Source organism: Staphylococcus sp. 231237_7MaSpsaltlick, assembly GCF_043107035.1.
This window is the reverse complement of sequence record NZ_JBICNX010000003.1, coordinates 337,372-363,449: the sequence shown is the minus strand read 5'-3', so window position 1 is coordinate 363,449 and position 26,078 is coordinate 337,372. Positions and strand designations below refer to the sequence as shown.

The following is a 26,078-nucleotide window of genomic DNA, read 5'->3' as shown; positions in this document are numbered from 1 at the left end:
TTCAACGGGCCCTCTTTTTTTGTAGCTATTGTATGTCAGTTAGTGCTTATCTATCGTTAGAACTTATAAATGCCAATTGAAATGAATGGGTTGCTATTAAAGTAACTTTAGTAAATACATATAGAAGACAACAAAAAAAGACGACCTCATTATTTGAGGGCGTCTTTGGCTATCATAAATTACAATTCGAAGTAGTTTATACGTTAAATAAATCTTGTAATTCGTCTTTTGTAACTACATGACCTACATAGAAACTACCAAAATCACCATAGCGTGCTGTTGTTTCATCGAAGCGCATTTCGTATACTATTTTCTTGAATTGTAATGGGTCGTCAGCAAAAAGTGTTACACCCCATTCATAGTCATCGAAACCAACAGAACCAGTGATAAATTGTTTGATCTTTCCTGCATATTTGCGACCAATCTTACCGTGGTTATACATAAGTTCTTGTCTTTCTTCTAGAGGTAACATATACCAGTTATACGTTTCATTACGTCGTTTATCCATTGGATAGAAACAGATATATTCTGATCTTGGTAATTCAGGGAATAAGCGTGGTTTAATATGTGGATTCTCATATGGGTCTTCATCGGATTTCCCTGCAAGATAATTTCCTAATTCAATGATAGAAACAAATGAATAAGTTGGAATTAAGTAATCCGTAATTTTTAATTTGTTAAATTCATTTTCAAAGGCATTTAAATCTTTCATTTCTGGACGTAGTGCCCATAATAAAATGTCCGCCTTTTGACCGGTAATATTATAAAATGCATGATCACCAGTATTGTTTGTACGTGCTGATTCATGCTTGTTTAAAAATGATTGTAATTCTTCAACAAGCGCTTGTCGCTCTTCATTTGGAACTAAACGTAAACCTGTCCAATCAATAGCATATAATAAATGTAAACTATACCATCCATCTAACGTTTCTGGTGCTTGTGGCATCTTAATCGCTCCTTTATAAATTCTTGTCTACACTTAAAAATTTTACCATAAAGGTAGTGGTATAACATAAGTAAATGATTACAAATTAGTGACATGGAATTCTATAAAAAAATGGCGTATAATGATTGTGAAAAGTGAATATAAAAAACTCGAGGAGGCCATTATGTCTTTATTAGATGTATTACAAGAAAAACTTTCAGGAAAAAATGTTAAAATCGTATTGCCTGAGGGAGAAGATGAACGTGTATTAACAGCAGCAACACAACTACAAGCTACAGATTATGTAACACCTGTATTATTAGGTAACAAAGCAAATGTTGAAGCTTTAGCTACTGAAAAAGGTTTAGACCTTTCAAATTTAGAAATTATCGACCCTGAAACGAGTGAATTAAAAGCTGAACTCGTTGAAGCTTTCGTGGAACGTCGTAAAGGTAAAGCTACACAAGAACAAGCTGAACAAATGTTGAAAGATGTCAACTACTTTGGAACAATGCTTGTTTACACGGGTAAAGCGGAAGGCCTAGTAAGTGGAGCAGCGCATTCAACTGGAGATACAGTGCGTCCTGCATTACAAATCATCAAAACAAAACCAGGCGTATCAAAAACATCAGGTATCTTCTTTATGATTAAAGATGATCAACAATATATCTTTGGAGACTGTGCGATTAATCCAACACTTGAAGCACAAGATTTAGCAGAGATTGCTATCGAAAGTGCAAAATCTGCACAAAGCTTTGGCATGTCACCACGTGTTGCAATGTTGAGCTTCTCTACTAAAGGTTCAGCAAAATCAGATGACGTTGAAAAAGTGTCGAATGCTGTAAGTTTAGCTCAAGAAAAGATTAAAGCTGATAATTTAGAAGATATCGTTGTAGATGGAGAATTCCAATTTGATGCTGCAATTGTACCTGAAGTTGCTGCGAAAAAAGCACCAGGAGCTCAAATTCAAGGTGATGCAAATGTATTCGTATTCCCAAGCTTAGAAGCAGGTAATATTGGTTATAAGATTGCACAACGTCTAGGAGGATTTGACGCAGTAGGTCCAGTATTACAAGGACTAAATTCACCAGTGAACGATTTATCAAGAGGTTGTTCAACTGAAGATGTTTATAACTTATCAATCATCACTGCTGCTCAAACATTACAATAATGGATTTAACAAGCAAATATTTTAATGGTATTGATTGGCGCTATATTGATCATTCATCTGGTTTAGAACCGATGCAGTCCTTTGCGTTTGATGATACGTTTTCAGAAAGTGTAGGTAATGGTGCATCAAGTAATGTGGTGCGAACTTGGATTCATCAGCATACTGTGATTCTGGGGATTCATGATTCTAGATTGCCATTTTTACATGAAGGCATTCGTTACTTGACTGATGTGCGTGGATATAATGCTATCGTTAGAAATTCTGGTGGACTTGGTGTGGTATTGGACCAAGGTATTCTGAATATTTCCCTGATTTTTAAAGGGAAAAATGAAGTGACGATTGATGAGGCATTTACGGTGATGTATTTATTGATTGCCAAGATGTTTGAAGATGAAGATGTAGAAATTGAAACTCATGAGATAGAACAATCATATTGTCCAGGAAAATTTGACTTAAGTATTAACGGGAAAAAGTTTGCAGGTATTTCACAACGTCGTGTACGAGGTGGCATAGCAGTACAAGTGTATTTATGTGTCGAAGGTGATGGTAGTGAACGTGCGAGCATGATGAAGGACTTTTATGCGCATGCCTTAAATGGAGCTGCAACTAAATTTAAATATCCGGACATTGACCCACAGTGTATGGCATCACTAGAAACATTGCTTGGTAGAGAAATTACTGTGCAAGACGTAATGTTTCAATTATTATATGCGCTGAAGGATTTGGGTAGCCGTCTTAATATGGAACCAATTACCGACGAAGAATATACACGTTATGATGGTTATTTTGATAAAATGATTGAACGTAACGCTAAAATTAATCAAAAAATGAATTAGTTCAAGCGTAAGTTGAAAATATAATTTGAGAAGTGTATGAAGCACAAAGTACCAATTTTGGTCTTATTAAATGCGGTTATAACCTTGCATTTAGTTATGCTTTGTCTCATACGCTTCTTTTTTATGTGCTTTTTTATTATGTTATTCTATTTAAAGTGGTTAAATTGTGGTAAATAGAAAAAATAAAAGTATAGCTTATTACATTCAATATAAAAGTAATGTTCGAATTAAATAGCATTGACAAGTGATATTTTATTTGAAGAGATTAAAGCATTCTATATGATTCAATAACTCAAAAAATATAAAAACAAGCGACTACAATTTTCTAATTGTTGAATTATGTAAGCTAAAAAAGTAATATAGTAAAAGTGAAGATGTATAGCGGTTTATATTTTGAATATGCTGGTGAACGATTTATAATAATAGCGTATTGTATATAATTAGTAGCAGGTAATAAGTTTTTTATGAACTGTGAATGAATAACGTTATATTTCATAAGTATGACTATAGTTGTATATCATAATTTATAAACTGTGAGATAATAAATAGAAATGTGATTAAGCAAATACTAAAACGATAGTAGCAAAATGTTAATAATCGTAATGTGATTTGAAAGGACTTGTCCAAAATAATTTAACTTAAATTTCCTGGGAAATTTTGTATAATATTTTAGGTTAGTATGAGGAACTGTGTAATTATTTTGTCTATAGTAAGATTGAGAACTTAAATCATAAAATTAAAGAATAGCTAAAGGTGATTGAAAATATGGCACAACATGGATACGGGGAAGCAAATGGGAAAGTAATCTTAATAGGTGAACATGCGGTTACGTTCGGTGAGCCAGCAATAGCCATTCCATTTACTACCGGCAAAGTTAGAGCAACAATTGAGGCATTAAGTGACACAGAGACCTCATATATAAAAAGTGATGTTTATGATGGCGCGTTAATATACGCACCCGAACACTTAAAAGCAGTAATTAGACGCTTTATAGACTTATATCAAATTGATAATCCAATTAAAGTAACGATCGATACAAACTTACCTGCTTCTCGTGGACTTGGTTCTAGTGCAGCTATGGCGGTTGCTTTTGTACGTGCGAGTTTCGATTATTTAAATAAACCATTATCAGATGAACAACTTATCGAAGAAGCGAATTGGGCTGAACGTATTGCACACGGTAAACCAAGTGGTATTGATACACAAACCATTGTTTCGAATAAGCCGGTTTGGTTTCAAAAGGGAGAAGTTCAGAATTTAAAGCCCTTAGAACTAAAGGGCTATATGGTTGTCATTGATACAGGTGTACGAGGTTCAACGAAACAAGCTGTAGAGGATGTCCATAATTTGTGCAAAGAAGATGCGGCTTATCTACAATATGTTGAGCATATTGGCCAATTAGTATTTGAAGCAAGTGATGCCATAAATCATCGTAATTTTGAACAGTTAGCCTCGATTTTTAATTTATGCCAAGAAAATTTAAGAACATTAACGGTAAGTCACGACAAAATTGAAGCACTATTAGAAGCAAGTAAAAATGAAGGTGCAATCGCTGGTAAATTAACTGGTGGCGGTCGTGGTGGTAGTATGATTGTCCTTGCAACTACTATTGAAATAGCAGAGCGTATAGCTAAGACTGCTGAAGCACTGGGTGCACATCATACATGGATAGAATATTTAGGAGGTTAAGCGTTTTGGTTAAAAGTGGCAAAGCACGTGCACACACAAATATTGCACTCATAAAATATTGGGGGAAAGCAGATGAAGCATTAATTATTCCTATGAATAATAGCTTATCTGTAACGTTAGATCGTTTTTACACTGAGACTAAAGTTACATTTGACACACAGTATAGTAAAGATACCCTAGTGTTAAATGGTAAAGAAGTAGACGCTAAAGAAACAGTGAAGATACAGCGCTTTATGGATGTTGTACGTGAAATAAGTGGCACAACAGCTCATGCATATATTGAAAGTGATAACTTTGTTCCCACTGCAGCGGGCCTTGCCTCGTCAGCAAGTGCATATGCAGCACTAGCAGCGGCATGTAATGAAGCATTAGGACTAGAATTATCGGGTAAAGATTTATCTAGATTAGCTCGAAGAGGTTCAGGTTCTGCGTCAAGAAGTATATACGGTGGTTTCGTTGAATGGGAAAAAGGGCATGATGATAGTACATCTTATAGCCATCCAATTGAAGCGAATGGTTGGGAATCTGATTTAGCTATGATTTTCGTAGTTATCAATAATCAATCGAAAAAGGTTTCAAGTCGTGCCGGTATGTCTCATACACGTGATACGTCTCGTTTTTATCAATATTGGTTAGATCACGTAGATGAAGACATAGCGGAAGTTAAACATGCCATAAATAACCAAGATTTTAAACATTTGGGTGAGGTTTTTGAAGCAAATGGATTACGTATGCATGCGACGAACTTAGGTGCACAACCGCCGTTTACATATATGGTCGATGAAAGTTATCGCGTTATGGAAATTGTTCATGAATGTCGTGAAGCAGGCTATCCATGTTACTTTACGATGGATGCTGGCCCAAATGTAAAGATTTTAGTAGAACAGAAGAATAAAGCTGCAGTCGTGGATGCACTGCGTAAATCATTTGATGAAACACAAGTGATTATGAGTGATATTACAAATAAAGGCGTCGAAATTATTAAATAAGGAAGAGATAACATGATTCAAGTTAAAGCACCCGGAAAACTCTATATAGCTGGTGAATATGCGGTTACTGAGCCTGGGTATAAATCTGTACTAATAGCAGTAGATAGATTTGTAACAGCTACGATTGAAGAATCTAATGCTGTAGAAGGTACGATCCATTCTAAGACATTACATCATGAACCAGTCACATTTCAAAGAAATCAAGACGAAATTGTAGTCTCTGATGTACATGCTGCCAAACAATTAAAATATGTTATTACAGCCATAGAAGTATTTGAACAATATGCCCGTACTAACAATACGAAATTAAAGCATTTTCATTTGACGATAGATAGTAATTTAGATGATGCAAATGGACATAAATATGGTCTTGGCTCTAGTGCAGCAGTATTAGTTTCTGTGGTAAAAGCTTTAAATGAATTTTACAATATGCATTTATCAAACTTATTTATATACAAATTGGCAGTTATAGCCAATATGAAATTACAAAATTTAAGTTCATGTGGTGATATTGCGGTAAGTGTTTATACAGGTTGGTTAGCGTACAGTACATTTGATCATGAATGGGTGTCTCAACAAATCGAAGATACCTCTGTAAATGATGTATTAAAGAAAAACTGGCCAGGTCTACATATTGAACCATTACAAGCTCCTGAAAACATGGAAGTATTAATTGGTTGGACAGGCTCGCCAGCTTCGTCACCACATTTAGTCAGTGAAGTTAAAAGATTGAAATCAGATCCAACATTCTACGGTAAATTTTTAGAGCGTTCACATTTATGTGTAGAAAAATTAATTCATGCCTTTAAGACCAATCATATTAAAGGTGTTCAACAAATGATTCGTTTAAATCGTGAAATTATTCAATCTATGGATAAAGAAGCAACGATAGACATTGAAACAGCACATTTAAAGATATTGTGCTCTATTGCTGAAAAGCATGGCGGCGCAGCTAAAACATCAGGTGCTGGTGGTGGAGATTGTGGTATTACAATTATTAAAAACGATATCAATAAACAAGCTATATACAAAGAATGGCTCGAAAATGATGTGAAACCGTTAGAATTTAATATTTATAATGGTCAATAATAAATGAAGACAACCCATGCTCAAAATTAAGCGTGGTGTTGTCTTATTTTTATGTCTTATAGCGACTGTTAGTTTATGTGCCTGAAATAAATATTCAAGACTCTGGAAAATTTACCTCAAAATGAAAACACAACCTTTGCTTGCTATCTATTATCTAAATATCTAAATAGGCTTGTATCGTGGAAGATAAAGGTCTATCATCACCTTTAAGTAAAAGAAAGCGCTTACATATAATTAGGAGAGTGATGGCTATGAAATTTGGACAAAATTTTGGAAATGCAATTCGTCGGTTTGGCGGCGCCATGATTGTACCTGTATTATTATTTCCTTTTTTCGGAATTATTATAGGTATTGCCACGCTATTTAAGAATGAAGCCATTATGGGGCATATGGCAAAGCCTGATAGTCTGTGGTTTCAAATTTGGACATTGATTGAAAATGGTGGGTGGACAGTATTTGAAAATATTGAATTGATTTTTGTCATTGGTTTACCTATTTCATTGGCAAAAAAGTCAGCTGGACATGCCGTAATGTCTTCTGTTGTAACTTATATGATGTTTAATTATTTTATCAACAGTATTTTATCGATGTGGGGTAAATCGTTTGGTGTGAATTTTGATGAAAAAGCAGGTGCCGGAACAGGTTTGACTGAATTAGTTGGCATCAAGACATTAGATACAAATATTATCGGTGCTTTAATCATCTCAGGTATCGCAATTTGGTTACACAATCGTTATTATGACAAGAAATTACCCGAGTCTATTGGCATATTCCAAGGCTCACCTTTCGTGATTATGAGTGCCTTTTTTGTCATGATACCTCTAGCATTTTTAACAAGTTGGGGTTGGCCAATAGTTCAAGGTTGGATTGCTTCTTTGCAAGTATTCTTAGCATCATCAGGTTATGTCGGTGTTTGGTTATTCCATTTTTTAGAGCGCATTTTAATACCAACTGGTCTCCATCACTTTATTTACACACCGTTTGAATATGGTCCTGCAGTAGTAAATGGTGGAATCAAATCATACTGGATTTCTCATTTGAATGATTATTCTAATACGACGCAATCATTGAAAGATATATACCCAGGGGGTGGATTCCTTTTACAAGGCAACATTAAAATGTTCGGCTCCATCGGTATTGCTCTGGCGATCTATTCAACAGCAAAACCTGAGAAGAAAAAAGAAGTTGGAGCATTGTTAATTGCAGCAACATTGACAGCGGTGTTTGCAGGTATTACAGAACCTTTAGAGTTTACGTTTATATTTATTGCACCATTTTTATTCTTAATTCATGCGCTATTAGGTGCCACAATGGTAACGATAATGCACGCCTTTGGACTTGTTGGTAATTTAGGTGGAGGATTAATCGAAATTGCAGCTACAAATTGGGTGCCATTATTTGGTAATCATTGGAGTATCTATATTGCCCAATTTATCATTGGTTTTATCTTTATTTTTATATACTATTTCTTATTCAGATTTATCATACTGAAATTTGATATACCTATGCCAGGTAGAGAAAGTGAAGCATCTACAAATACTAAATTGTACACTAAAAAAGATTACCAAGCGTCCAAACAAGATAAAACGATGCAAGGGACAATGACTACAGAATACGAAGAGAAAGCAGCTGCATATTTACAAGGTTTAGGTGGTGTAGATAATATCATTGATGTCACAAATTGTGCTACCAGATTAAGGGTGACCGTGCAAGAACCTAATAAGGTTGAGTCAGTGGATTATTTTAAAGCAAATGGAGGCGCACATGGCTTAGTTAAAAGTGGCGGCAATGTACAAGTGATAGTTGGCTTGTCAGTACCTCAAGTGCGAGAAGCTGTTGAGCAATTAATTCATAGACAAACACAATCGACTGAACCACAATAGTTTAGCACAGTCGATGTAAATTACATTTAATAATAATTATGAATCGAACGAATGGTTTGGATCAATTACGTTGTGTCTGATTTATGTTGAGCGACTTTGTAATTATGGTAAGTTCTAGCAATAAAGTCAAAAACAACATAATATGGCGTGAAACTATAGTACTCGGTATTATTAAAGAACTGAATAGGCGCACTGTTGACGTAAATATTAAAGGCAGCATTTTTAGCTATATAATTATCGTGTAGTGTGGTAATGGAGACGTATTTGTAATTTCGAGATTTCAATAGCTGAATAGGCGCCTTTAAATTTTCAGTTTCGCCAGATAATGAAATGATAAACAGTAAATCATCTTGTGTCATTTGTTGAATGGCTAAGCGAAATTCACTTTCATCATTGAGTACAATGCCTTTCTTGGAAATTGAGAGCATATGACGTTGTGCTTCTCGAGCAACATTTTGTTGTGCCATGCCTGTACCATAAATATAAATAAATGAAGCGGCATCAATAAACTCGTTTAATGGTTGATAATCAAACATTTGCAAGTGCTCAACAGTACGTTGGATATCTTCTACTATTGGTGTTGTATTGATAGTTTCAGTAGGCGTACTATGATTTTCCATTTTTAAATAAAATTTAAAATCACTATAGCCTTCAAAACCTAATTTCTTTACGAGTCTATGAATCGTTGAAATAGAGGTATGAGTCAGTAGACTTAAATCGTGAATTTTCATTGATGTCATTTCGTCGATATGCTGATGAATAATACTCATTATATGTAAATCATTTTCAGTTAATTGTTCAAAGTTTTCATTAATCAGATGATCAAGAACCATAGTTACGATGCCACCTATTCGTTGGAAAAATTTCCGGAATTTGAAAATATATTCTAATGTTAATATATAAATTCTAAATACGTCAAACTTATTGGTGAGTTTAAGGTAATAATTTAATATGAAATAAAAGAACCTTTAATTAGTAAACAATTTTAAATTACACGCAATATTTTGTAAGCGTTTACTTTGTATAAAAGGAATAATGATAAGGGGATGAGTGTATGAAGTTGAACATAGGAATCATTGGTTGTGGTGGTATTGCTAATGGCAAACATTTACCAAGTTTAGAGAAGATTTCAGAAGCTTCTTTAGTAGCGTTTTGTGATATTGATAAGGCAAAAGCGCAGCTAGCTGCCGAAACATATGGAAGTGATGATTCAAAGGTATATGAAGACTATCGTGATTTATTGGCGGATAAGACGATAGATGTAGTTCATATTTGTACGCCAAATAATACGCATAAATCCATCACAGTGGATGCTTTAGATGCTGGAAAGCATGTCATGTGTGAAAAACCAATGGCCAAGACTACAGATGAAGCACGTGAAATGATAAACGCAGCAAAACGTAATAAGAAAAAATTAACAATTGGTTATCAAAATAGATTTCGTGGTGATAGTCAATATTTACGTAAAGTTACTCAACGAGGTGACCTAGGTGAAATTTACTTCAGTAAAGCACATGCAATACGTAGACGTGCTGTACCAACATGGGGAGTATTCCTTGATGAAGAGAAACAAGGTGGTGGTCCGTTAATTGATATCGGAACACATGCTTTAGATTTAACCCTATGGATGATGGATAATTATGAACCAGAATCTGTCATGGGTTCTACGTTTCATAAGTTAGGACAGCAAGAAAATGCTGCTAATGCATGGGGATCATGGGATCCAAAACAGTTTAATGTTGAAGATTCTGCATTTGGATTTATAAAAATGAAAAATGGCGCGACAATCATTTTAGAATCCAGTTGGGCGCTTAATTCTCTTGAAGTAGATGAAGCGAAATGTTCATTATCAGGTACTCACGGTGGTGCCGATATGAAAGATGGGCTACGTATTCATGGTGAGGACTTAGGCACACTTTATACATCTCAAATTGAAATTGATAATCCTGGGGTGGATTTCTTTGATAGTGAGTCAATTGACGAAGCTGAAGAAGAGGCGCGCGCATGGGTGCAGTGTATTATCGATGATACAGAACCTATTGTTAAACCTGAGGAAGCGTTGGTAGTGACGCAAATATTAGAAGCAATTTATCACTCTGCAAAGACTGGTAAGGCAGTATATCTTAATCAAGATAAATAGGGGGTATTAATTTATGAATATTACAATTTGGAATGAATATAGACATGAACAAGAGAACGAAACAATTAAGCAAATCTATCCAGATGGTATTCATCAAGTAATTGCTGATTGCCTAAGTTCAGAACACAATGTGGCAACTGCTACGTTAGACGAACCCGAACATGGTTTAACGGATGAGCGTCTCAATAAGACTGATGTCCTCATTTGGTGGGGACATAAAGCCCATGATGAAGTCAGTGATGAAGTAGTAGAAAAGGTTAGACAACGTGTGTTACAAGGTATGGGGCTTATTGTATTGCATTCAGGACATTTTTCTAAAATTTTCAAATCATTGATGGGCACGTCTTGTGACTTAAAGTGGCGCGAAAGTGATGATAAAGAACGCTTATGGGTAGTAGATCCAACACATCCAATAACGGAATCATTACCGAGTTATATTGAATTAACACAGGAAGAAATGTATGGTGAGCATTTTGATATTCCAACACCTGATGAGACGATATTTATTAGCTGGTTTGAAGGTGGGGAGGTATTTAGAAGTGGTGTGACCTATAAGAGAGGTAAAGGTAAAGTCTTTTACTTTAGACCTGGTCATGAAAGTTATCCAACGTATTATCACCCACAAATTCAACAAGTGATAAAAAATGGAGTGAACTGGGCGCGTCCAATTGAAACACCTACACCTGAATATGGTAATGCACGACCATTAGAGACAATCAAGAAAAAATAATGTAATGAGAGGAGTGTCCCTATGTCTAAATTAGCAATAGGTGTGATTGGTTGTGGTGGAATTGCGCGAGACAGGCATTTGCCGACACTAAAAGCACTGAGCGATGATGTTACAATTACCGCTGTACAGGACATCAATATGGAAGTAGCGAAAGCTGTAGCTGATGAATTTGAAATCGAACATATTGTAACAGATTATCAGGCACTATTTCCCTTGGTTGATGCAATCATGATATGTACACCCAATAAGTTTCATGCGGAAATTGCTATAGCGGCTTTAGATGCAGATGTTCATGTCTTTTGTGAAAAACCTATGGCGATGAATCAACATGAATGTCAACGAATGATTGATGCAAAAAATCGTTCCGGTAAATGTTTAGCTATTGGTTATCACTATCGTTTTACGGATGCTGCACAAACAGCTAAACAAGCAATTGAGGAAGGTGTAGTAGGAGATCCATTGGTAACGAGAGTTCAGGCGTTGAGACGTAGAAAGGTACCTGGATGGGGAGTCTTCACCAATAAAGCACTACAAGGTGGTGGTAGCTTGATTGACTATGGCTGTCATTTATTAGACTTGTCACTTTGGTTATTAAACGACATCGCGCCTGTAGAAGTAATTGGTAAAACATATAATCGTTTAAGTCAAAATCCATCCCAAATTAATGATTGGGGACCGTTTGACTATGAACAATTTGAAGTTGACGACCATGTTACAAGTTACATCACATTTGAAGATGGTTCATCAATGCAATTTGAATGTTCTTGGTCTGCTAATATCAAAGAAGATACGAGAATGTTAAGTATTTCTGGAGCTAACGGTGGAATTAACTTATATCCATTTGAAATTTATCAACCGCGCTTTGGTACATTCTTTGTAGAACAAGCCACAGCTGAGCATGATGAACAAATAGCGGCACAACGGCAGACACGTAATTTCATACGTAGTTGTTTGGGCCAAGAAACGTTAGTTGTTCAACCTGAGCAAGCTCAAATGATTAACAAATTGATCGATGCGATTTATCGCAGTGACGCAGAAGGAAAGAGTATACGACTAAATTAATTAGGGTGGAGTGATTATAATGAAAGTAGGTATTTTTTCAGTTCTATTTCAAGATAAATCATTTGAAGAAATGTTGGACTATGTAGCTAATGCAGGTGTCGAAATGATTGAGATTGGGACAGGTGGTAATCCGGGCAACCAATTTTGCCCACTTGATGAATTGTTAAATGATGAACAGGCAAGAAAGGCATATTTAAATAAAATAACAAGTCGTGGTTTGGAGATTAGTGCGTTAAGTTGTCATAATAATCCGATTTCCCCTAACCAACAAGAAGCGGATACCGCGCATGATACGTTATATAAAACAATCAAATTAGCCGCACTGTTAGATGTTCCGGTGGTGAATACATTCTCAGGGATTGCTGGTGCTGATGATGAAGCGAAACATCCTAATTGGCCTGTAACACCATGGCCAACAGTATATTCTGAAATTTATGACTGGCAATGGCATGAAAAACTCATTCCATATTGGAAAGAAGTTGCAAATTATGCAGCATCGCAAAATGTGAAGATAGGTATAGAATTACATGCTGGATTCTTAGTACATACACCTTATACTTTATTGAAACTAAGAGAGGCAACTGGGGACGCGATAGGTGCGAATTTAGATCCTAGTCATCTATGGTGGCAAGGTATTGATCCTATAGCAGCCATTAAAATCCTTGGACAAGCAAATGCGATACATCACTTTCATGCTAAAGATACGTATATTGATCAAGATAATGTCAATATGTACGGATTAACAGATATGCAGCCATACGCTAATGTGAAGACCAGAGCTTGGACTTTCCGAACTGTCGGTTATGGTCACAATCCACATGAATGGGGAGAAATGATTAGTGCATTACGTATGAATGGTTACGATTATGTGATGAGTATAGAACACGAAGATCCAATTATGTCGATAGAAGAAGGTTTTAATAAAGCTGTTCAAAATTTAAAATCAGTCAATATTACACAACCAGCACCAGATTTATGGTGGACGTAAAATGTATTATTGCTCAAGCTGTCAATCTATTAATTAAATTATCATAAAAGCAATCGGTAATTAGAAAATATCGATTGCTTTTATGCGTATTGCAACGCATAGTATGTATATAAGGCGTACAACTTATGAAATATTAAGAAATGATAGTAAAGCTAGGAGTATGAAACGTTAAAGATTAATAATGTAATTATGACATCATAGAATTAAAGCTTGAATTTTTCACCAAAAAGAGTAAAATAATTAGAGTTGTAAATAGCGTATATGATTGTTGAGCGTATGCTCCGTTTAACGGTAAAATAAATTATAACTAGCAATTGTTGTAAAGTGATATCAAAGTCAATCTGAGGAGAAAGGTGAGGGCGGAAATGCAAAATAAATTTTTAATTTGTGATGATTGCCAAGGTGTTAATTGTAAATCATTAGAAAAAAAATTAACTAAGTTAGATCCAGACGCTGAAATTGAAATAGGTTGTCAGTCCTATTGTGGTCCGGGTAGAAGAAAGACGTTTGCCTTTGTAAACAACCGACCTTTAGCAGCCCTAACCGAAGATGAACTTATGGAAAAGGTTACGAAACAATTGCAAAAGCCAAGAGATCCTGAAGAAGAAGAACGCTTGAGATTGCGCAATGAAGAGCGCAAACGTCGTAAAGAAGAACAAGATCGAAAGTTAAAGGAAAAATTAGCTCAGCGCAAAGCGAAAAGTAAGCAATAGCAGTACGATAAGTGAAAGCAATTTGAGTCAAAATGTTATTGCAGAATATAAAATGTTCAACTCCTACGTTAAAATTGAACTTTTCATAAAAATAACTGAATAACCTAATTTGTAACTATATAGTTTCTATATTAGACAGAGATTCACTATAAATCGGTGTTACTAAACTGCCGTATTTTATTGTTAGATCATGCTAATTAGAAACTATTTTTTTAGGGATATGGTATAAAATTTCAGTGCCTCATATATTGGCATACTTTATAAATAACATATAAAACATGTCAGCTTTGTAAGCAGTTTATTTTAATATTGGTCATTATTCATGCTAAGTTTTAACTAGCGTATATATTTAACATGCCTTTTGCTAATAAAGTGATTGAGAAAAGGATGTTTAGAAATGTGAGAATCAGTGAATGTATACCGCAACAAATTGTAATGACATTTAAGATGAGGAGTGGGTAACATATGACTGAAAAAGTACAATTAGGTAAATCAGATGTTAAAGTAAATCCAATTGCGTTAGGGACTAATGCAGTAGGTGGACATAACTTATATAACAACCTAGATGAAGAACAAGGTAAAGAAGTAGTTCGAACAGCTATAAGAAATGGCATTAACTTGTTAGATACTGCATATATCTATGGACCTGAACGTTCTGAAGAATTGGTAGGAGAAACGGTGAAAGAATTTTCTCGTGATGTATATGCTATTGCTACAAAAGGTTCACACTACTTTGATGAAGAAGGTAACGTACAACAAAGTAATGATCCAGAATTTTTAAAAGAACAAGTTGAAAAAAGCTTAGAGCGCTTGCAATTAGATTATATTGATTTATATTATATTCATTTCCCTGATGAAAACACACCTAAAGATAAAGCAGTGGCAGCATTGAAAGAATTGAAAGATGCTGGAAAGATAAAAGCGATTGGTGTTTCTAACTTTAGTTTAGAACAATTGAAAGAAGCGAATAAAGATGGATATGTTGATGTTGTTCAAATGGAATATAATTTACTAAACAGAGAAAATGAAGCAATATTCGATTATACTGCAGAAAATAATATTACCTTTATTCCATATTTCCCACTAGTGTCTGGTATCTTAGCAGGTAAGTATAATGAAAATAGTACATTTGATGATTTACGCTCTGAAAATCCAGAATTCCAAGGTGAAAAATTTAAAGAAAACCTTAAAAAAGTAGATGAATTGAGAGGAATTGCAAATAATCATGGTGTCGATGTGGCACATGTGGTCTTAGCATTTTATTTAACGAGACCTTCACTAGATGTGGTCATTCCAGGTGCCAAACGTGCTGATCAAGTAGTAGATAACTTACAAACATTAGATGTGACATTAACTGATGAAGAGATTAAGCATATTGAGTCGATTTTTCCTGTTGAAAAATAAGGCATAGCCATTTTGAATAAACGTGAAATAGGAAGCAGGTAGTTTCAAATGCATAATTTGAAACTGCCTGCTTGTTTTGTTTTAGTATAGTCACCACTGATAAGCACAATTATAGAAATAAATTTTGCTCAGGTTGTATTATAAAATTTACATATGCTTTAAGTTGTGTAACAACACGATAAATAAATGGATGTTATTCAATTTATTTAAGTTCTAAAAATCGTAACAATTTAAATATTTAAAAACGAAAAATTAGGGAATATACATTTTAATATATAAAAAATTTGATGATTTATGAGCAAATAACTTAATATATTAATGTATTTTAATTAAACTGTTTAATAACTGAGCAATTTAGTGTAGGATTATTAATTAAGTTTGGTGCATTGATATGCAATGTATATTGATAATTTTTAATGTGTAAATCATTAAAGATAGTAGAAGGAGTTTATTATGATTACAGTTTTATTCGGAGGAAGTCGCCCAGAGGGTAACACAGCTTATTTAACTAAGATGGCCGTTGAAGGATATGACTATGAGTGGATTGACTTAACAAAATACCAATTAAACCCAGTTCGAGATGTAAGACATGACAATACGACTATTGAAACTTATGATGATGACTATAAACAGATTATTGATAAAGTATTAGCGAGTGATACGGTAATCATCGCTTCACCAATTTATTGGTATAGCTTATCTGCGTCAATGAAAGCATTTTTTGATCATTGGTCAGAAACACTTGTGGACCCTAATTATAAAGATTTTAAAACTAAGATGGCAGAGAAAGATTTCCGCTTGATTATCGTTGGTGGTGACTGCCCTAAAGTAAAGGCGAAACCATGTATTACACAAGTGAAATATAGTTTAGAATTTTTAGGTGCTAGCTTATCTGGCTACATTATTGGAACGGCTGAAAGACCTGGTGATATTGAAAAAGATGTCTACGCATTAAATAGAGCAGAAGAATGGCAAGAAACATTAAGTGCTAATAAATAAATAGCTAAACTTTAGTTTGAATGATGTACGCATCGTTCAAACTATTTTTATCTTTAAGGATAAGTATTTTGACTATTGGAAATATGGTATAATTAGACTGTTAAGACCGATTAGAAATAAGGGGAGTGCAACATGCATAAAGTAAGAAAAGCAACGGCAGATGACGTTGTAGGTATCAGAGATGTCGCAACAAAAGCTTGGTATAATACGTATTTAAATATTTATGCAGCAAAGACGGTAAATGAACTGTTGGCTGCTTCTTATAATGAACAACATTTATTAAAGCGATTAGATGAGCAACTCTTTTTAGTCGTTGAAGAAGACAATGAAATAATTGGTTTTGCTAATTTTATTAGTGGAACAGAATTATATTTATCTGCACACTATGTGCGACCTTCTTGGAAACATCATGGTTATGGTTCAGAGTTATTGAAAGAAGGTTTGGGTTACTTTGATAATTATGAGGCAATTTATCTTGAAGTAGATAATAAAAATGATGATGCGGTATCATTTTACAATAAAAAAGGTTTCGAAATAGTACGTTCATATAAACATGTAATGTATGGGGAAGAAATGGACTTAGCTTTAATGAAAAAAAACTTAAAATAATTTCAATAAAGGATTAGTGAATGGAGAGGAGGACTAAATTGACATTTACAACATATGCTACTCAGAAATTACCCGAAGAAAAAGTGTTTAAGGATCCGATTCATAGATATATTCACGTTAAAGACCAAGTGATTTGGGATTTGATAAAGACAAAGGAATTCCAGCGTTTGAGACGAATTAAGCAGGTAGGTACCTTATATTTATCATTTCATACGGCGGAACATAGTAGGTTTGGACACTCATTAGGTGTTTACGAGATAGTACGCCGAATTATAGATGATTCATTTAATGGTCGTGAAGCATGGAATAATGATGATAGACCGCTCGCGCTATGTGCTGCTTTGTTACATGATTTGGGGCATGGTCCATTTTCACATAGCTTTGAAAAGATCTTTAATACAGATCATGAGGCTTTTACACAAGCGATTATTACTGGACCAACTGAAGTGAACGAAGTTTTAAGTCGTGTATCAGATGACTTTCCTCAACAAGTTGCGGATGTAATCAACAAAACACATAAAAATAAACTCGTTATTTCTATGATTTCGTCGCAAATTGATGCGGATAGAATGGATTACTTACAGCGTGACGCATACTTTACTGGTGTCTCATATGGTCAGTTCGATATGGAAAGAATCTTAAGATTAATGAGACCCTCTAAAGATGAAGTATTGATTAAAGAGAGTGGCATGCACGCCGTAGAAAACTTTATTATGAGCCGTTATCAAATGTATTGGCAGATTTATTTTCACCCAGTAAGCCGCGGTGGAGAGGTATTACTCAATAATTGTTTAAAGCGTGCAAAGCAATTATACGATGAAGGTTATCATTTTAAGATGGAACCGACAGATTTCATACCATTCTTTGAAGGCACTATGACAATTGAGCAATACATTGAATTAGATGAAGCGGTTGTAGTCTACTATTTGAAGGCATGGGTTCGAGAAGATGATGAAATACTGAGTGATTTATCACGTCGTTTTATAAATAGAGATTTATTTAAACATATGCCATTTGATGGTTCGATAATTACAATCACAGAGTTGACGGATTTATTTATCCAAGCTGATATCGATCCTAATTATTATTTTGTAAGTGAGTCATTTTCAGATTTACCATATGATTATGATCGTCCGGGTTCAAATAGGCAGCCCATTCATTTATTAAGACGGAATGGCAAGATAAAGGAAATAAGCAGTCAGTCATTAGTCATTTCAAGTATCACAGGGATAAATAGAGAAGACTATAAATTATATTACCCTAAAGAACTCATCACAGAAATTGAAGACGATGATGTAAGAAATGCGATTATTGGTATTTTAAATGAATTGAACTAATGTGTGAATATTGCTGCTGCTTTGGTTGAGAAATAGGTCTTCGAGGTAGTAGAATACACTTGTAGAAATTACTTATGTATAATAAATAATTTGAATAATAGTAATGATGGATAGGAGGTACTTTCTGGTGGCAGATAAAAAGGGCTTTAAATTTAACATTGTTAAGAATGATCCACTAGACGGTCATAAAGGTACGAATATTGGGTCCATTAGTTTAGATAATATAGCGCCAGTCTTTATCGATGTTGAGAATAAAGATGCTTTTATAGATATTGGTGGCATGCATGCACGAGCAAGTGTTGAAAAGGGTGTAAAATGGATTGATGATAAAGCTACTGTAGAAGGTGATGAAGCGAAAGAATATTGGCTTTGTTGGGTAACTACAGAACGAGGAGAAAACGGCCCCTATTATGCAGGCTTGACGGCTTGTTATCTCTTGGTTAATAAATCAATTCGTCGAGGTTATAAAAGTATGCCAGAGCATGTCAATATGATGGATAAGTCAATGAAACGTCAAATCGAAATTGACCATATTGGTGAGGAAAATAAAGCGGTACTTAAAGCATTTTTAATGGAACATGATCAGGATATGTGGAATAATTCAGATAAAGCGTTACATGAGGCTTTACAATAACATATTTAAATTTATCAGGAATCAAACTTTATATCGTTTGATTCCTTTTTTATATAGCTAGCCATATACATCATAGTGGTAAAGGATAATTGACGTTGATAAAATGTCATACGAACTGTAACCGACAAATTAAATATGCTATAATGGTGTGTATTATTTTAAAAAGTAGGGTGAATCATCCATTGGAAAACAATGTGAATATCCAGACGAAACAAGTCGTTAAACAACACGGGAACAAAGAAAAATTTTCCCATTCTACTCAAGGTTCATGGCAAAAAAGGAATGCAGAATTTATACGTTATAATGAACAAATTGATGAGGCACAAGTACAAGTCACAGTTAAGATAGAAGATAGTGGTGTTAAGATTATTCGCAAAGGTGATATCAAGATGAATCTCCATTTTGTTGAAGGTGAAGACACGATTACACTCTATGAAATCACCGGTGGTCGAATTCCACTAACTGTAAGAACGCATTCAATTATACAGTTTGTCACAGCAGATGGTGGTAAATTGAAGGTACATTATGATTTAATACAAGATGAAGAAAAAATGGGAACGTATCAATATGAAATAATATACAAGGAGATAGCGAAATGAATATCATTGAACAAGTGAAACAGACATTAATCGATGAAATTAATAATAGTATTCAAAAAGCGCAATTGGCGGATTCAGAGCAAATTCCAGAAATTAAAATAGAAATTCCTAAAGATAATAAAAATGGAGATTACTCATCGAATATCGCGATGGTACTGACTAAAATTGCGAAACGTAATCCTCGAGAAATTGCTCAAGCAATCGTAGATAATTTAGATACGACAGCAGCTAATGTTGAAAAGGTCGACATTGCAGGTCCTGGTTTTATTAACTTTTATTTAGATAATGCATATCTAACTGAAATTATTGCGCAAGCCATCCAAAAAGGTGATGAATTTGGTTATACTGATACACCAAACGGTAAAAATGTCTTGTTAGAATATGTTTCTGCAAATCCTACAGGTGATTTACATATCGGACATGCACGTAATGCTGCTGTAGGTGATACATTAGCAAATATCTTAACTGCAGCTGGCTTTAATGTGACACGTGAATATTATATTAATGACGCAGGTAATCAAATTACAAATTTAGCGCGCTCAATTGAAGCACGTTACTTTGAAGCGTTAGGTGACAACACAGTCTCAATGCCTGAAGATGGTTACCATGGTAAAGATATCATCAATATTGGTAAAGATTTAGCTGAAAAGCAACCAGAACTTAAAGACTTATCCCAAGATGAACGTATTAAGACCTTTAGACAATTGGGTGTAGATTATGAAATGACGAAGTTACGTAAGGATTTAGCAGACTTCAATACGCATTATGACAATTGGTTTAGTGAGACTTCACTTTATGAAAAAGGTGAAATCGATGCAGTGTTAGAAAAAATGACGGAACTTGGTTATACGTATGAAGAAGACGGTGCTACGTGGTTGCGTACAACAGATTTTAAAGATGATAAAGATCGTGTGTTAATTAAAAAAGATGGCAATTATACTTATTTCTTACCAGATATTGCTTATCATTTTGACAAGATTGAGCGTGGAAATGATATTTTAATTAACTTATTTGGTGCTGATCACCATGGTTATATTAATCGTTTGAAAGCATCACTAGAAACATTTGGTGTTGATAGTAACAGATTAGAAATTCAAATTATGCAAATGGTTCGTTTAATGCAAGATGGTGAAGAAGTTAAGATGAGTAAACGTACAGGTAATGCAATTACTTTACGTGAAATTATGGATGAAGTCGGAGTCGATGCTGCGAGATACTTCTTAACAATGCGTAGTCCAGATACTCATTTCGACTTTGATATGGAATTAGCAAAGCAAGAATCCCAAGATAATCCAGTTTATTATGCACAATACGCTCATGCTAGAATTTGTTCAATATTGAAACAAGCAGCAGAAAGAGGCATTACGCCATCGACAGATGTGAACTTCAAATTGATCAATAATGAAAAAGCATTTGAACTATTGAAGAAAGTAGCTGAATTTGAATCAGCAATTCAAAGTGCAGCAGAGCAACGCGCGCCACATCGTATTACCAATTATATTCAAGATTTGGCAGCACATTTCCATAGATTCTATAACGCTGAAAAGGTATTAACTGACGATACTGAAAAGACAAAAGCGCATATAGCACTTATTGATGCAGTTAAGATAACATTGCATAATGCATTGAACTTAGTTGGTGTTACTGCACCTGAATCAATGTAATGAAATTATAAATCAATTCTTTTAATGAAGAGCACAGAGTGCGCGAAACTTTGGTTCATCAATGGATATGAGTATCTGTTGAGTGAACTTCAAATGAGTTCGTGCACTCTTTTTGTTTGGAGGGAAAATCATTGCTAGAGGTTAATCAGTTATATCGAATATTGTTACAACATATGGGTCCTCAAAATTGGTGGCCAGCAGATTCGAAAATCGAAATCATCTTAGGTGCAATTTTAGTACAAAATACGAATTGGAGAAATGCGGCTTATGCACTAGAAAGTTTAACTGAAAATACGGAATTGGATCCACATCAGATATTAAATACCAAGTTAGAAGACTTGCAATTATTGATTAAATCGAGCGGCTTTTATAAGGCTAAGGCACAAACAATTTTAACAATATTGACTTGGTTAAATCGCTTTGACTTTGATTATGCACGTATTCAAGCACATTATGGTAAACAACTGAGAAAGTCTCTACTTGAATTGAAAGGTATAGGTGAAGAAACAGCTGATGTGCTAATGGTGTATGTCTTTGATGGTATTGAGTTTATACCAGATAGTTATACACGTAGAATATTTAGCAAGTTGGGTTATAGTGGAACAGAACGATATCATAAATTAAAACAGAAAATAGATTTACCTCATGACTTTACGAACCAAGATGCCAATGAATTACACGCACTATTAGATAATTTTGGTAAAGCATATTTCAATAGTAAAAATAATGGCGATTTTCAATTTTTAGAAAAATATTTTGTCAAATAATATTATAAAATAGTGATATTTTTGATAAAATTAAAGCAAAATATTAATTAGGAGCACAATCATGAACAAGTCTATTAAATTTATTTCTCTTGTTGCTATATTTGTTGTCTTGTTAACGGCTTGTAGTACAGGTCAAAAAGAAACAGAGCATGCAGAAAAAGCAAAATATAACAGAATTATTTCTTTGATGCCAAGTAATACTGAAACGCTTTACGAACTTGGTTTAGGTAAAAAGGTTATCGGTGTATCTACTGTAGATGACTACCCAAAGTCAGTAAAAGATAAAAAACAATTCGACGCTATGAAGTTAAACAAAGAGGCGTTATTAAAGGCTAACCCTGACTTGATTCTAGCGCATGAATCACAGAAATCTACTGCTGGTGATGTATTGAAATCATTGTCAAAGAGCGGTGTTAAAGTTGTTTATGTTAAAGACGCACAATCAATATCTGAAATGTATGATACCTTCAAACAAATCGGGAAAGTAACCGGAAAAGAGAATCAAGCAAATGCATTGGTAAAGGAAACGAAGCAAAATATTAAAAAGATTAAAGATTCTGTACCAAAGGATGCTAAATCACAAAAAGTCTTTATGGAAGTTTCGTCAGAACCTGAGATTTATACATCAGGAAATCATACGTTCTTCAATGATATGCTAAAAACACTACATGCGAAAAATAGTTTTGAGGATGTAAATGGCTGGCAAAAGGTTAGTAAAGAAGACATAATTAAAAAGAATCCAGATATAATGATTTCAACAATGGGAGAAACAGAAAAAACTTATGCCAAAAAGGTGAAACAACGAGGCGGTTTTGATAAGATTAACGCAGTGAAAAACGATAAATTAAAGGCGGTCAATGGAGACGAAATTTCTAGACCAGGGCCACGATTAGACGATGGTTTAAAGGAATTGAAAGAAGCAATCTACAATAAATAATATATTTGATACAGTAGTTTCTGATTTGTAATTTGGAAGCTGCTGTATTTTTTATAAGTCATCAATTGTACATTATTATAGATATTAAGCGTGTGCTTTATCTATTTATCAACATCATAGAAACGATTATTTATAGTCTTGGTTAACTGAAAATGGATCTTGTGGTTGCAATCAAAAAATGATATTTATAATTAATCATAGAGATAAATAACAACAGATGATAAGGTTAATTTGATAAAACAAACTGAAAGCGTGGCAACAATTATGAAATATTATAAAATTGTGATGATATGGATGTTTATGTTATGTCTCACTATCACACTGAGTTTGTTGTGGGGCTTAACCTCGATTAACCATAGTCTTACACAAACGATTTTATTAGAAGTTCGGATACCTAGAATGTTAGAAGCCGTTCTTGCAGGTATAGGCTTAACAATCGCAGGACATATGTTCCAAACGTTATTAAATAACCCACTTGCGGATAGTTATACGTTAGGTTTAGCAAGTGGTGCAACATTGGGGTCAGGTTTCGCAGTGGCGTTAGGAATGTCATTGATTTGGATACCTTTAATGTCAATAATCAGTAGTTTAATAACATTAGCAATCGTACTTAGCTTAACGGCCGTAATGTCGCGAGGATATCCGGTACGCACATTAATATTATCGGGTATTATGATTGGAGCATTGTTTAATGCATTACTGTATTTATTAATTGAATTTAACCCTAAAAAGTTAAATAGCATTGTCAATTATATGTTCGGTGGCTTTGCATCAGCAGAATATTATAAAGTAATCTATATTGCTATTGTTTTGGTGATAGCTATTAGTATATTATTAAGTATGATTTCAAGTATAAAAATATTACAACTAGGAGAGTTGAGGGCGCAATCACTTGGTTTACATGTACGTTTAGTAACATATAGTGTATTGATTCTCGCTTCAATTGTGACTGCCGTTATTGTGGCATATGTTGGTGTGATAGGCTTTATTGGTATGGTCATTCCCCAACTAGTGCGTCGCCATTATAAACAGTTTAATTTAGGACAACATTTTATGTTAAACATGCTAATTGGTGGCACGGTTATGGTTATTGCCGATTGGCTAGGGAGTATTGTTATTAATCCTTATCAAATACCAGCTAGTATTGTCCTTGCATTACTTGGTATTCCAGTGTTGTTTTACATTATGGTAACTGAGCCACGCTTGAACGAGTAATTATGTGAAAATGGGGTACTTGGCAAACAAAAAGATAATTAATTAAATGAATGATCAATTTTATGAAATGTTTGAATTAAAGAGGGTATGAAAATGGATTTAACAGAAATAAAAGCAATCGTATTTGATTTGGAAGGGACACTCTTAGATAGAAAAAAATCAAGAGATAAATTTATAGAAGAACAATATGAACGATTTCATGATTATCTCGTACGCATTCAACTTGCCGATTTTCGTAAAAAATTTATCGAACTGGATGATGACGAAGACCATGATAAGCCAGAGCTTTATAAGGCATTAATTAAAGACTTTCATGTCGACCGACTCACTTGGAAAGATTTGTTTAATGACTTTGAAATGCACTTCTATCGTTATGTATTTCCATATTATGATACGTTGTATACGTTAGAAAAATTATCGAATTATGGTTATTTAACTGGAGTCATTGCAAATGGAAAGTCAAAAATTAAACAATTTAGACTCCATGCCTTAGGTATTGAGGATGCGATAAACTATTTGACGACCTCTGAGACAGTAGGTTATAGAAAGCCACATCCTAAAATTTTTGAAAGTATATTAGAACAGTTAGGTACAAAGCCTGAAGAAACCATGTATGTAGGCGATGATCCTTTAAATGATGTTGCACCAGCACGTGCTATGGGTATGGTCAGTGTATGGTTTAAAGAAGAAGATGCAGAGTTAGAACCTTTACCTGAAGAAGTTGACTATACAATTACGACATTAGAAGAATTATTGTCTATTTTGCCTATTGGAAAGAAGGGGAATTAGAAAATGAAATTATTTAAAACAAATGATGGCGTAGCATTAAACTATAGTTCTAGTGGTGAAGGTAAAGTCATTGTGATGTTGCATACATCATTTGATAATTTATCTGTGTTTCATCCGATTGAAGATAAATTTAATTCAGATTATCAAGTCATTTTAGTAGATTTACGTGGTCATGGCTATTCAGATAAACCATTAGATATTGCTTTTACAGATTATATTGAAGATATTAAAGCATTATTAGATTATTTATATGTGGATCAATGCGCGTTGATAGGACACGAGATGGGAGCGTCGATTGCGGTTGGATTTGCAGCCGAGCATCCAGAAATGGTTAGTGCATTAACATTAGTTAATCCAACATTACTCAATGATATGGATCCATCAGAACGTTTATTTAAAAAATACGCCTATAAGATTCGCAGTTGGGATAAAGATGAACAACAAAAATTCTTTGCAAAGCATTTATATCATTCAAAATTTAAAGTTAAAAAGTTTTTAAAGCAAGTTGAAAATACCAATGATATGGCTACAAAAGCAGAATTATCAGCAGTACGACATTCATTTAATGATAATAATATTATGTATTATTTAGATAAAATGGATGTCCCGACACAAATAATAGTCGGAAAACATGGTGAAAGAACGACGGTACTAGAAGCTAAAGAGGTTAGTGATATGATTGCAGGTTCTGTGTTTGAAGTATTTGCTGAATCAGGTCTTTATCCATTCATTGAGGAGAAAGCTAAATTTATAACTGAGGTAAAATCATTTGTAAAAAAGAATTACCATTGTGTGAGATAAATGATACGATAGGTGTAGAATGTAGTGTTTTCTAGTGCTTCCGAATTACAAAAATAATTTCTCTGTAATAATATTGTAACATTACTGTTAATTTAGTAATGTTTATAG

25 protein-coding genes are annotated in these 26,078 nt (G+C 34.2%); 23 read left to right on the top strand and 2 right to left on the bottom strand.

Annotation, left to right across the window (positions count from 1 at the left end; translation table 11 throughout):
* Positions 1 to 196: 196 nt before the first annotated feature.
* Positions 197 to 946, bottom strand: a complete 750-nt coding sequence (hemQ, locus tag ACF91D_RS07840; RefSeq protein ID WP_042738071.1) for a hydrogen peroxide-dependent heme synthase — start codon at positions 944 to 946, stop codon at positions 197 to 199.
* A gap of 160 nt (positions 947 to 1,106) precedes the next feature.
* On the opposite strand from hemQ, the gene pta reads away from it, so the two are divergent.
* The 6 genes from pta to ACF91D_RS07810 all read left to right on the top strand — a co-directional run bounded on the left by pta (position 1,107) and on the right by ACF91D_RS07810 (position 8,582).
* A complete protein-coding gene (gene pta / locus ACF91D_RS07835) occupies positions 1,107 to 2,096 on the top strand; it encodes a phosphate acetyltransferase (protein ID WP_162846339.1) in 990 nt (329 codons plus the stop codon).
* Positions 2,096 to 2,932: a lipoate--protein ligase family protein gene (locus ACF91D_RS07830; protein WP_042738073.1), complete on the top strand. Its 837-nt coding sequence runs from the start codon at positions 2,096 to 2,098 to the stop codon at positions 2,930 to 2,932. Before pta ends, ACF91D_RS07830 begins: the two co-directional genes overlap by 1 nt.
* A gap of 765 nt (positions 2,933 to 3,697) precedes the next feature.
* Positions 3,698 to 4,621, top strand: coding sequence for a mevalonate kinase (gene mvk, locus ACF91D_RS07825; protein WP_107512331.1), 924 nt, complete (start codon positions 3,698 to 3,700; stop codon positions 4,619 to 4,621).
* 5 nt (positions 4,622 to 4,626) lie between these two features.
* Complete coding sequence (gene mvaD / locus ACF91D_RS07820; RefSeq protein WP_107512332.1) at positions 4,627 to 5,610, top strand: diphosphomevalonate decarboxylase; 984 nt, start codon at positions 4,627 to 4,629, stop codon at positions 5,608 to 5,610.
* Positions 5,611 to 5,622: 12 nt separating this feature from the next.
* A complete protein-coding gene (locus ACF91D_RS07815; protein ID WP_042738076.1) occupies positions 5,623 to 6,699 on the top strand; it encodes a phosphomevalonate kinase in 1,077 nt (358 codons plus the stop codon).
* A gap of 251 nt (positions 6,700 to 6,950) precedes the next feature.
* The gene (locus ACF91D_RS07810; RefSeq protein ID WP_107527016.1) at positions 6,951 to 8,582 is read left to right on the top strand and encodes an alpha-glucoside-specific PTS transporter subunit IIBC; all 1,632 of its coding nucleotides are present in this window, start codon (positions 6,951 to 6,953) and stop codon (positions 8,580 to 8,582) included.
* A gap of 65 nt (positions 8,583 to 8,647) precedes the next feature.
* Here ACF91D_RS07810 and ACF91D_RS07805 read toward each other — a convergent pair whose 3' ends face one another.
* Positions 8,648 to 9,415 (bottom strand): MurR/RpiR family transcriptional regulator, encoded by a 768-nt coding sequence (locus tag ACF91D_RS07805; protein WP_107527015.1) that lies wholly within the window; start codon positions 9,413 to 9,415, stop codon positions 8,648 to 8,650.
* Positions 9,416 to 9,636: 221 nt separating this feature from the next.
* Here ACF91D_RS07805 and ACF91D_RS07800 point away from each other — a divergent pair, with 221 nt between their 5' ends.
* The 17 genes from ACF91D_RS07800 (at position 9,637) to ACF91D_RS07720 (ending at position 25,970) form a co-directional block, all read left to right on the top strand.
* Complete coding sequence (locus ACF91D_RS07800) at positions 9,637 to 10,722, top strand: Gfo/Idh/MocA family protein (RefSeq protein WP_107527014.1); 1,086 nt, start codon at positions 9,637 to 9,639, stop codon at positions 10,720 to 10,722.
* A gap of 13 nt (positions 10,723 to 10,735) precedes the next feature.
* Positions 10,736 to 11,452 carry a ThuA domain-containing protein gene (locus tag ACF91D_RS07795; RefSeq protein ID WP_107527013.1) on the top strand — a complete coding sequence of 239 codons (717 nt, stop codon included), beginning with the start codon at positions 10,736 to 10,738 and terminating at the stop codon, positions 11,450 to 11,452.
* A gap of 21 nt (positions 11,453 to 11,473) precedes the next feature.
* Positions 11,474 to 12,514: a Gfo/Idh/MocA family protein gene (locus ACF91D_RS07790; RefSeq protein WP_107527012.1), complete on the top strand. Its 1,041-nt coding sequence runs from the start codon at positions 11,474 to 11,476 to the stop codon at positions 12,512 to 12,514.
* A gap of 19 nt (positions 12,515 to 12,533) precedes the next feature.
* Positions 12,534 to 13,502: a sugar phosphate isomerase/epimerase family protein gene (locus tag ACF91D_RS07785; protein ID WP_107527011.1), complete on the top strand. Its 969-nt coding sequence runs from the start codon at positions 12,534 to 12,536 to the stop codon at positions 13,500 to 13,502.
* Between the two features lie 365 nt (positions 13,503 to 13,867).
* Positions 13,868 to 14,215: a YuzB family protein gene (locus tag ACF91D_RS07780; protein ID WP_107512339.1), complete on the top strand. Its 348-nt coding sequence runs from the start codon at positions 13,868 to 13,870 to the stop codon at positions 14,213 to 14,215.
* 465 nt (positions 14,216 to 14,680) lie between these two features.
* A complete protein-coding gene (locus tag ACF91D_RS07775) occupies positions 14,681 to 15,619 on the top strand; it encodes an aldo/keto reductase (protein ID WP_107527010.1) in 939 nt (312 codons plus the stop codon).
* Positions 15,620 to 16,072: 453 nt separating this feature from the next.
* Entirely contained in the window at positions 16,073 to 16,618 is a 546-nt protein-coding gene (locus tag ACF91D_RS07770; RefSeq protein ID WP_107527009.1) for a flavodoxin family protein, read from the top strand.
* A 132-nt stretch (positions 16,619 to 16,750) separates the two neighbouring features.
* On the top strand, positions 16,751 to 17,227 hold the full coding sequence (locus ACF91D_RS07765; RefSeq protein WP_107527008.1) for a GNAT family N-acetyltransferase: 477 nt from the start codon (positions 16,751 to 16,753) through the stop codon (positions 17,225 to 17,227).
* 20 nt (positions 17,228 to 17,247) lie between these two features.
* On the top strand, positions 17,248 to 18,564 hold the full coding sequence (locus ACF91D_RS07760; protein WP_182475061.1) for an HD domain-containing protein: 1,317 nt from the start codon (positions 17,248 to 17,250) through the stop codon (positions 18,562 to 18,564).
* Between the two features lie 106 nt (positions 18,565 to 18,670).
* Complete coding sequence (locus ACF91D_RS07755) at positions 18,671 to 19,198, top strand: YwhD family protein (RefSeq protein ID WP_107527018.1); 528 nt, start codon at positions 18,671 to 18,673, stop codon at positions 19,196 to 19,198.
* Positions 19,199 to 19,380: 182 nt separating this feature from the next.
* Positions 19,381 to 19,797: a YwiB family protein gene (locus ACF91D_RS07750; protein WP_042738089.1), complete on the top strand. Its 417-nt coding sequence runs from the start codon at positions 19,381 to 19,383 to the stop codon at positions 19,795 to 19,797.
* Complete coding sequence (gene argS / locus ACF91D_RS07745) at positions 19,794 to 21,461, top strand: arginine--tRNA ligase (protein WP_107527007.1); 1,668 nt, start codon at positions 19,794 to 19,796, stop codon at positions 21,459 to 21,461. The genes ACF91D_RS07750 and argS overlap by 4 nt, the downstream gene beginning before the upstream one ends.
* 131 nt (positions 21,462 to 21,592) lie before the next feature.
* Positions 21,593 to 22,228 (top strand): endonuclease III domain-containing protein, encoded by a 636-nt coding sequence (locus ACF91D_RS07740; RefSeq protein ID WP_232161486.1) that lies wholly within the window; start codon positions 21,593 to 21,595, stop codon positions 22,226 to 22,228.
* Between the two features lie 61 nt (positions 22,229 to 22,289).
* Positions 22,290 to 23,165 carry an ABC transporter substrate-binding protein gene (locus ACF91D_RS07735; RefSeq protein WP_107527006.1) on the top strand — a complete coding sequence of 292 codons (876 nt, stop codon included), beginning with the start codon at positions 22,290 to 22,292 and terminating at the stop codon, positions 23,163 to 23,165.
* 264 nt (positions 23,166 to 23,429) lie between these two features.
* Positions 23,430 to 24,380: a FecCD family ABC transporter permease gene (locus tag ACF91D_RS07730; RefSeq protein ID WP_042738259.1), complete on the top strand. Its 951-nt coding sequence runs from the start codon at positions 23,430 to 23,432 to the stop codon at positions 24,378 to 24,380.
* A 93-nt stretch (positions 24,381 to 24,473) separates the two neighbouring features.
* Positions 24,474 to 25,169, top strand: a complete 696-nt coding sequence (locus ACF91D_RS07725) for an HAD family hydrolase (protein WP_042738093.1) — start codon at positions 24,474 to 24,476, stop codon at positions 25,167 to 25,169.
* Positions 25,170 to 25,172: 3 nt separating this feature from the next.
* On the top strand, positions 25,173 to 25,970 hold the full coding sequence (locus ACF91D_RS07720) for an alpha/beta fold hydrolase (RefSeq protein WP_107527832.1): 798 nt from the start codon (positions 25,173 to 25,175) through the stop codon (positions 25,968 to 25,970).
* Positions 25,971 to 26,078 lie beyond the last annotated feature (108 nt).

Coding starts and splice junctions, on each gene's coding strand:
- hemQ (WP_042738071.1), bottom strand. CDS start 946: ATGCCACAAGCACCAGAAACGTTAGATGGATGGTATAGTTTACATTTA.
- ACF91D_RS07830 (WP_042738073.1), top strand. CDS start 2,096: ATGGATTTAACAAGCAAATATTTTAATGGTATTGATTGGCGCTATATT.
- mvk (WP_107512331.1), top strand. CDS start 3,698: ATGGCACAACATGGATACGGGGAAGCAAATGGGAAAGTAATCTTAATA.
- ACF91D_RS07815 (WP_042738076.1), top strand. CDS start 5,623: ATGATTCAAGTTAAAGCACCCGGAAAACTCTATATAGCTGGTGAATAT.
- ACF91D_RS07810 (WP_107527016.1), top strand. CDS start 6,951: ATGAAATTTGGACAAAATTTTGGAAATGCAATTCGTCGGTTTGGCGGC.
- ACF91D_RS07805 (WP_107527015.1), bottom strand. CDS start 9,415: ATGGTTCTTGATCATCTGATTAATGAAAACTTTGAACAATTAACTGAA.
- ACF91D_RS07800 (WP_107527014.1), top strand. CDS start 9,637: ATGAAGTTGAACATAGGAATCATTGGTTGTGGTGGTATTGCTAATGGC.
- ACF91D_RS07795 (WP_107527013.1), top strand. CDS start 10,736: ATGAATATTACAATTTGGAATGAATATAGACATGAACAAGAGAACGAA.
- ACF91D_RS07790 (WP_107527012.1), top strand. CDS start 11,474: ATGTCTAAATTAGCAATAGGTGTGATTGGTTGTGGTGGAATTGCGCGA.
- ACF91D_RS07785 (WP_107527011.1), top strand. CDS start 12,534: ATGAAAGTAGGTATTTTTTCAGTTCTATTTCAAGATAAATCATTTGAA.
- ACF91D_RS07780 (WP_107512339.1), top strand. CDS start 13,868: ATGCAAAATAAATTTTTAATTTGTGATGATTGCCAAGGTGTTAATTGT.
- ACF91D_RS07775 (WP_107527010.1), top strand. CDS start 14,681: ATGACTGAAAAAGTACAATTAGGTAAATCAGATGTTAAAGTAAATCCA.
- ACF91D_RS07770 (WP_107527009.1), top strand. CDS start 16,073: ATGATTACAGTTTTATTCGGAGGAAGTCGCCCAGAGGGTAACACAGCT.
- ACF91D_RS07765 (WP_107527008.1), top strand. CDS start 16,751: ATGCATAAAGTAAGAAAAGCAACGGCAGATGACGTTGTAGGTATCAGA.
- ACF91D_RS07760 (WP_182475061.1), top strand. CDS start 17,248: ATGGAGAGGAGGACTAAATTGACATTTACAACATATGCTACTCAGAAA.
- ACF91D_RS07755 (WP_107527018.1), top strand. CDS start 18,671: ATGGATAGGAGGTACTTTCTGGTGGCAGATAAAAAGGGCTTTAAATTT.
- argS (WP_107527007.1), top strand. CDS start 19,794: ATGAATATCATTGAACAAGTGAAACAGACATTAATCGATGAAATTAAT.
- ACF91D_RS07735 (WP_107527006.1), top strand. CDS start 22,290: ATGAACAAGTCTATTAAATTTATTTCTCTTGTTGCTATATTTGTTGTC.
- ACF91D_RS07730 (WP_042738259.1), top strand. CDS start 23,430: ATGAAATATTATAAAATTGTGATGATATGGATGTTTATGTTATGTCTC.
- ACF91D_RS07725 (WP_042738093.1), top strand. CDS start 24,474: ATGGATTTAACAGAAATAAAAGCAATCGTATTTGATTTGGAAGGGACA.
- ACF91D_RS07720 (WP_107527832.1), top strand. CDS start 25,173: ATGAAATTATTTAAAACAAATGATGGCGTAGCATTAAACTATAGTTCT.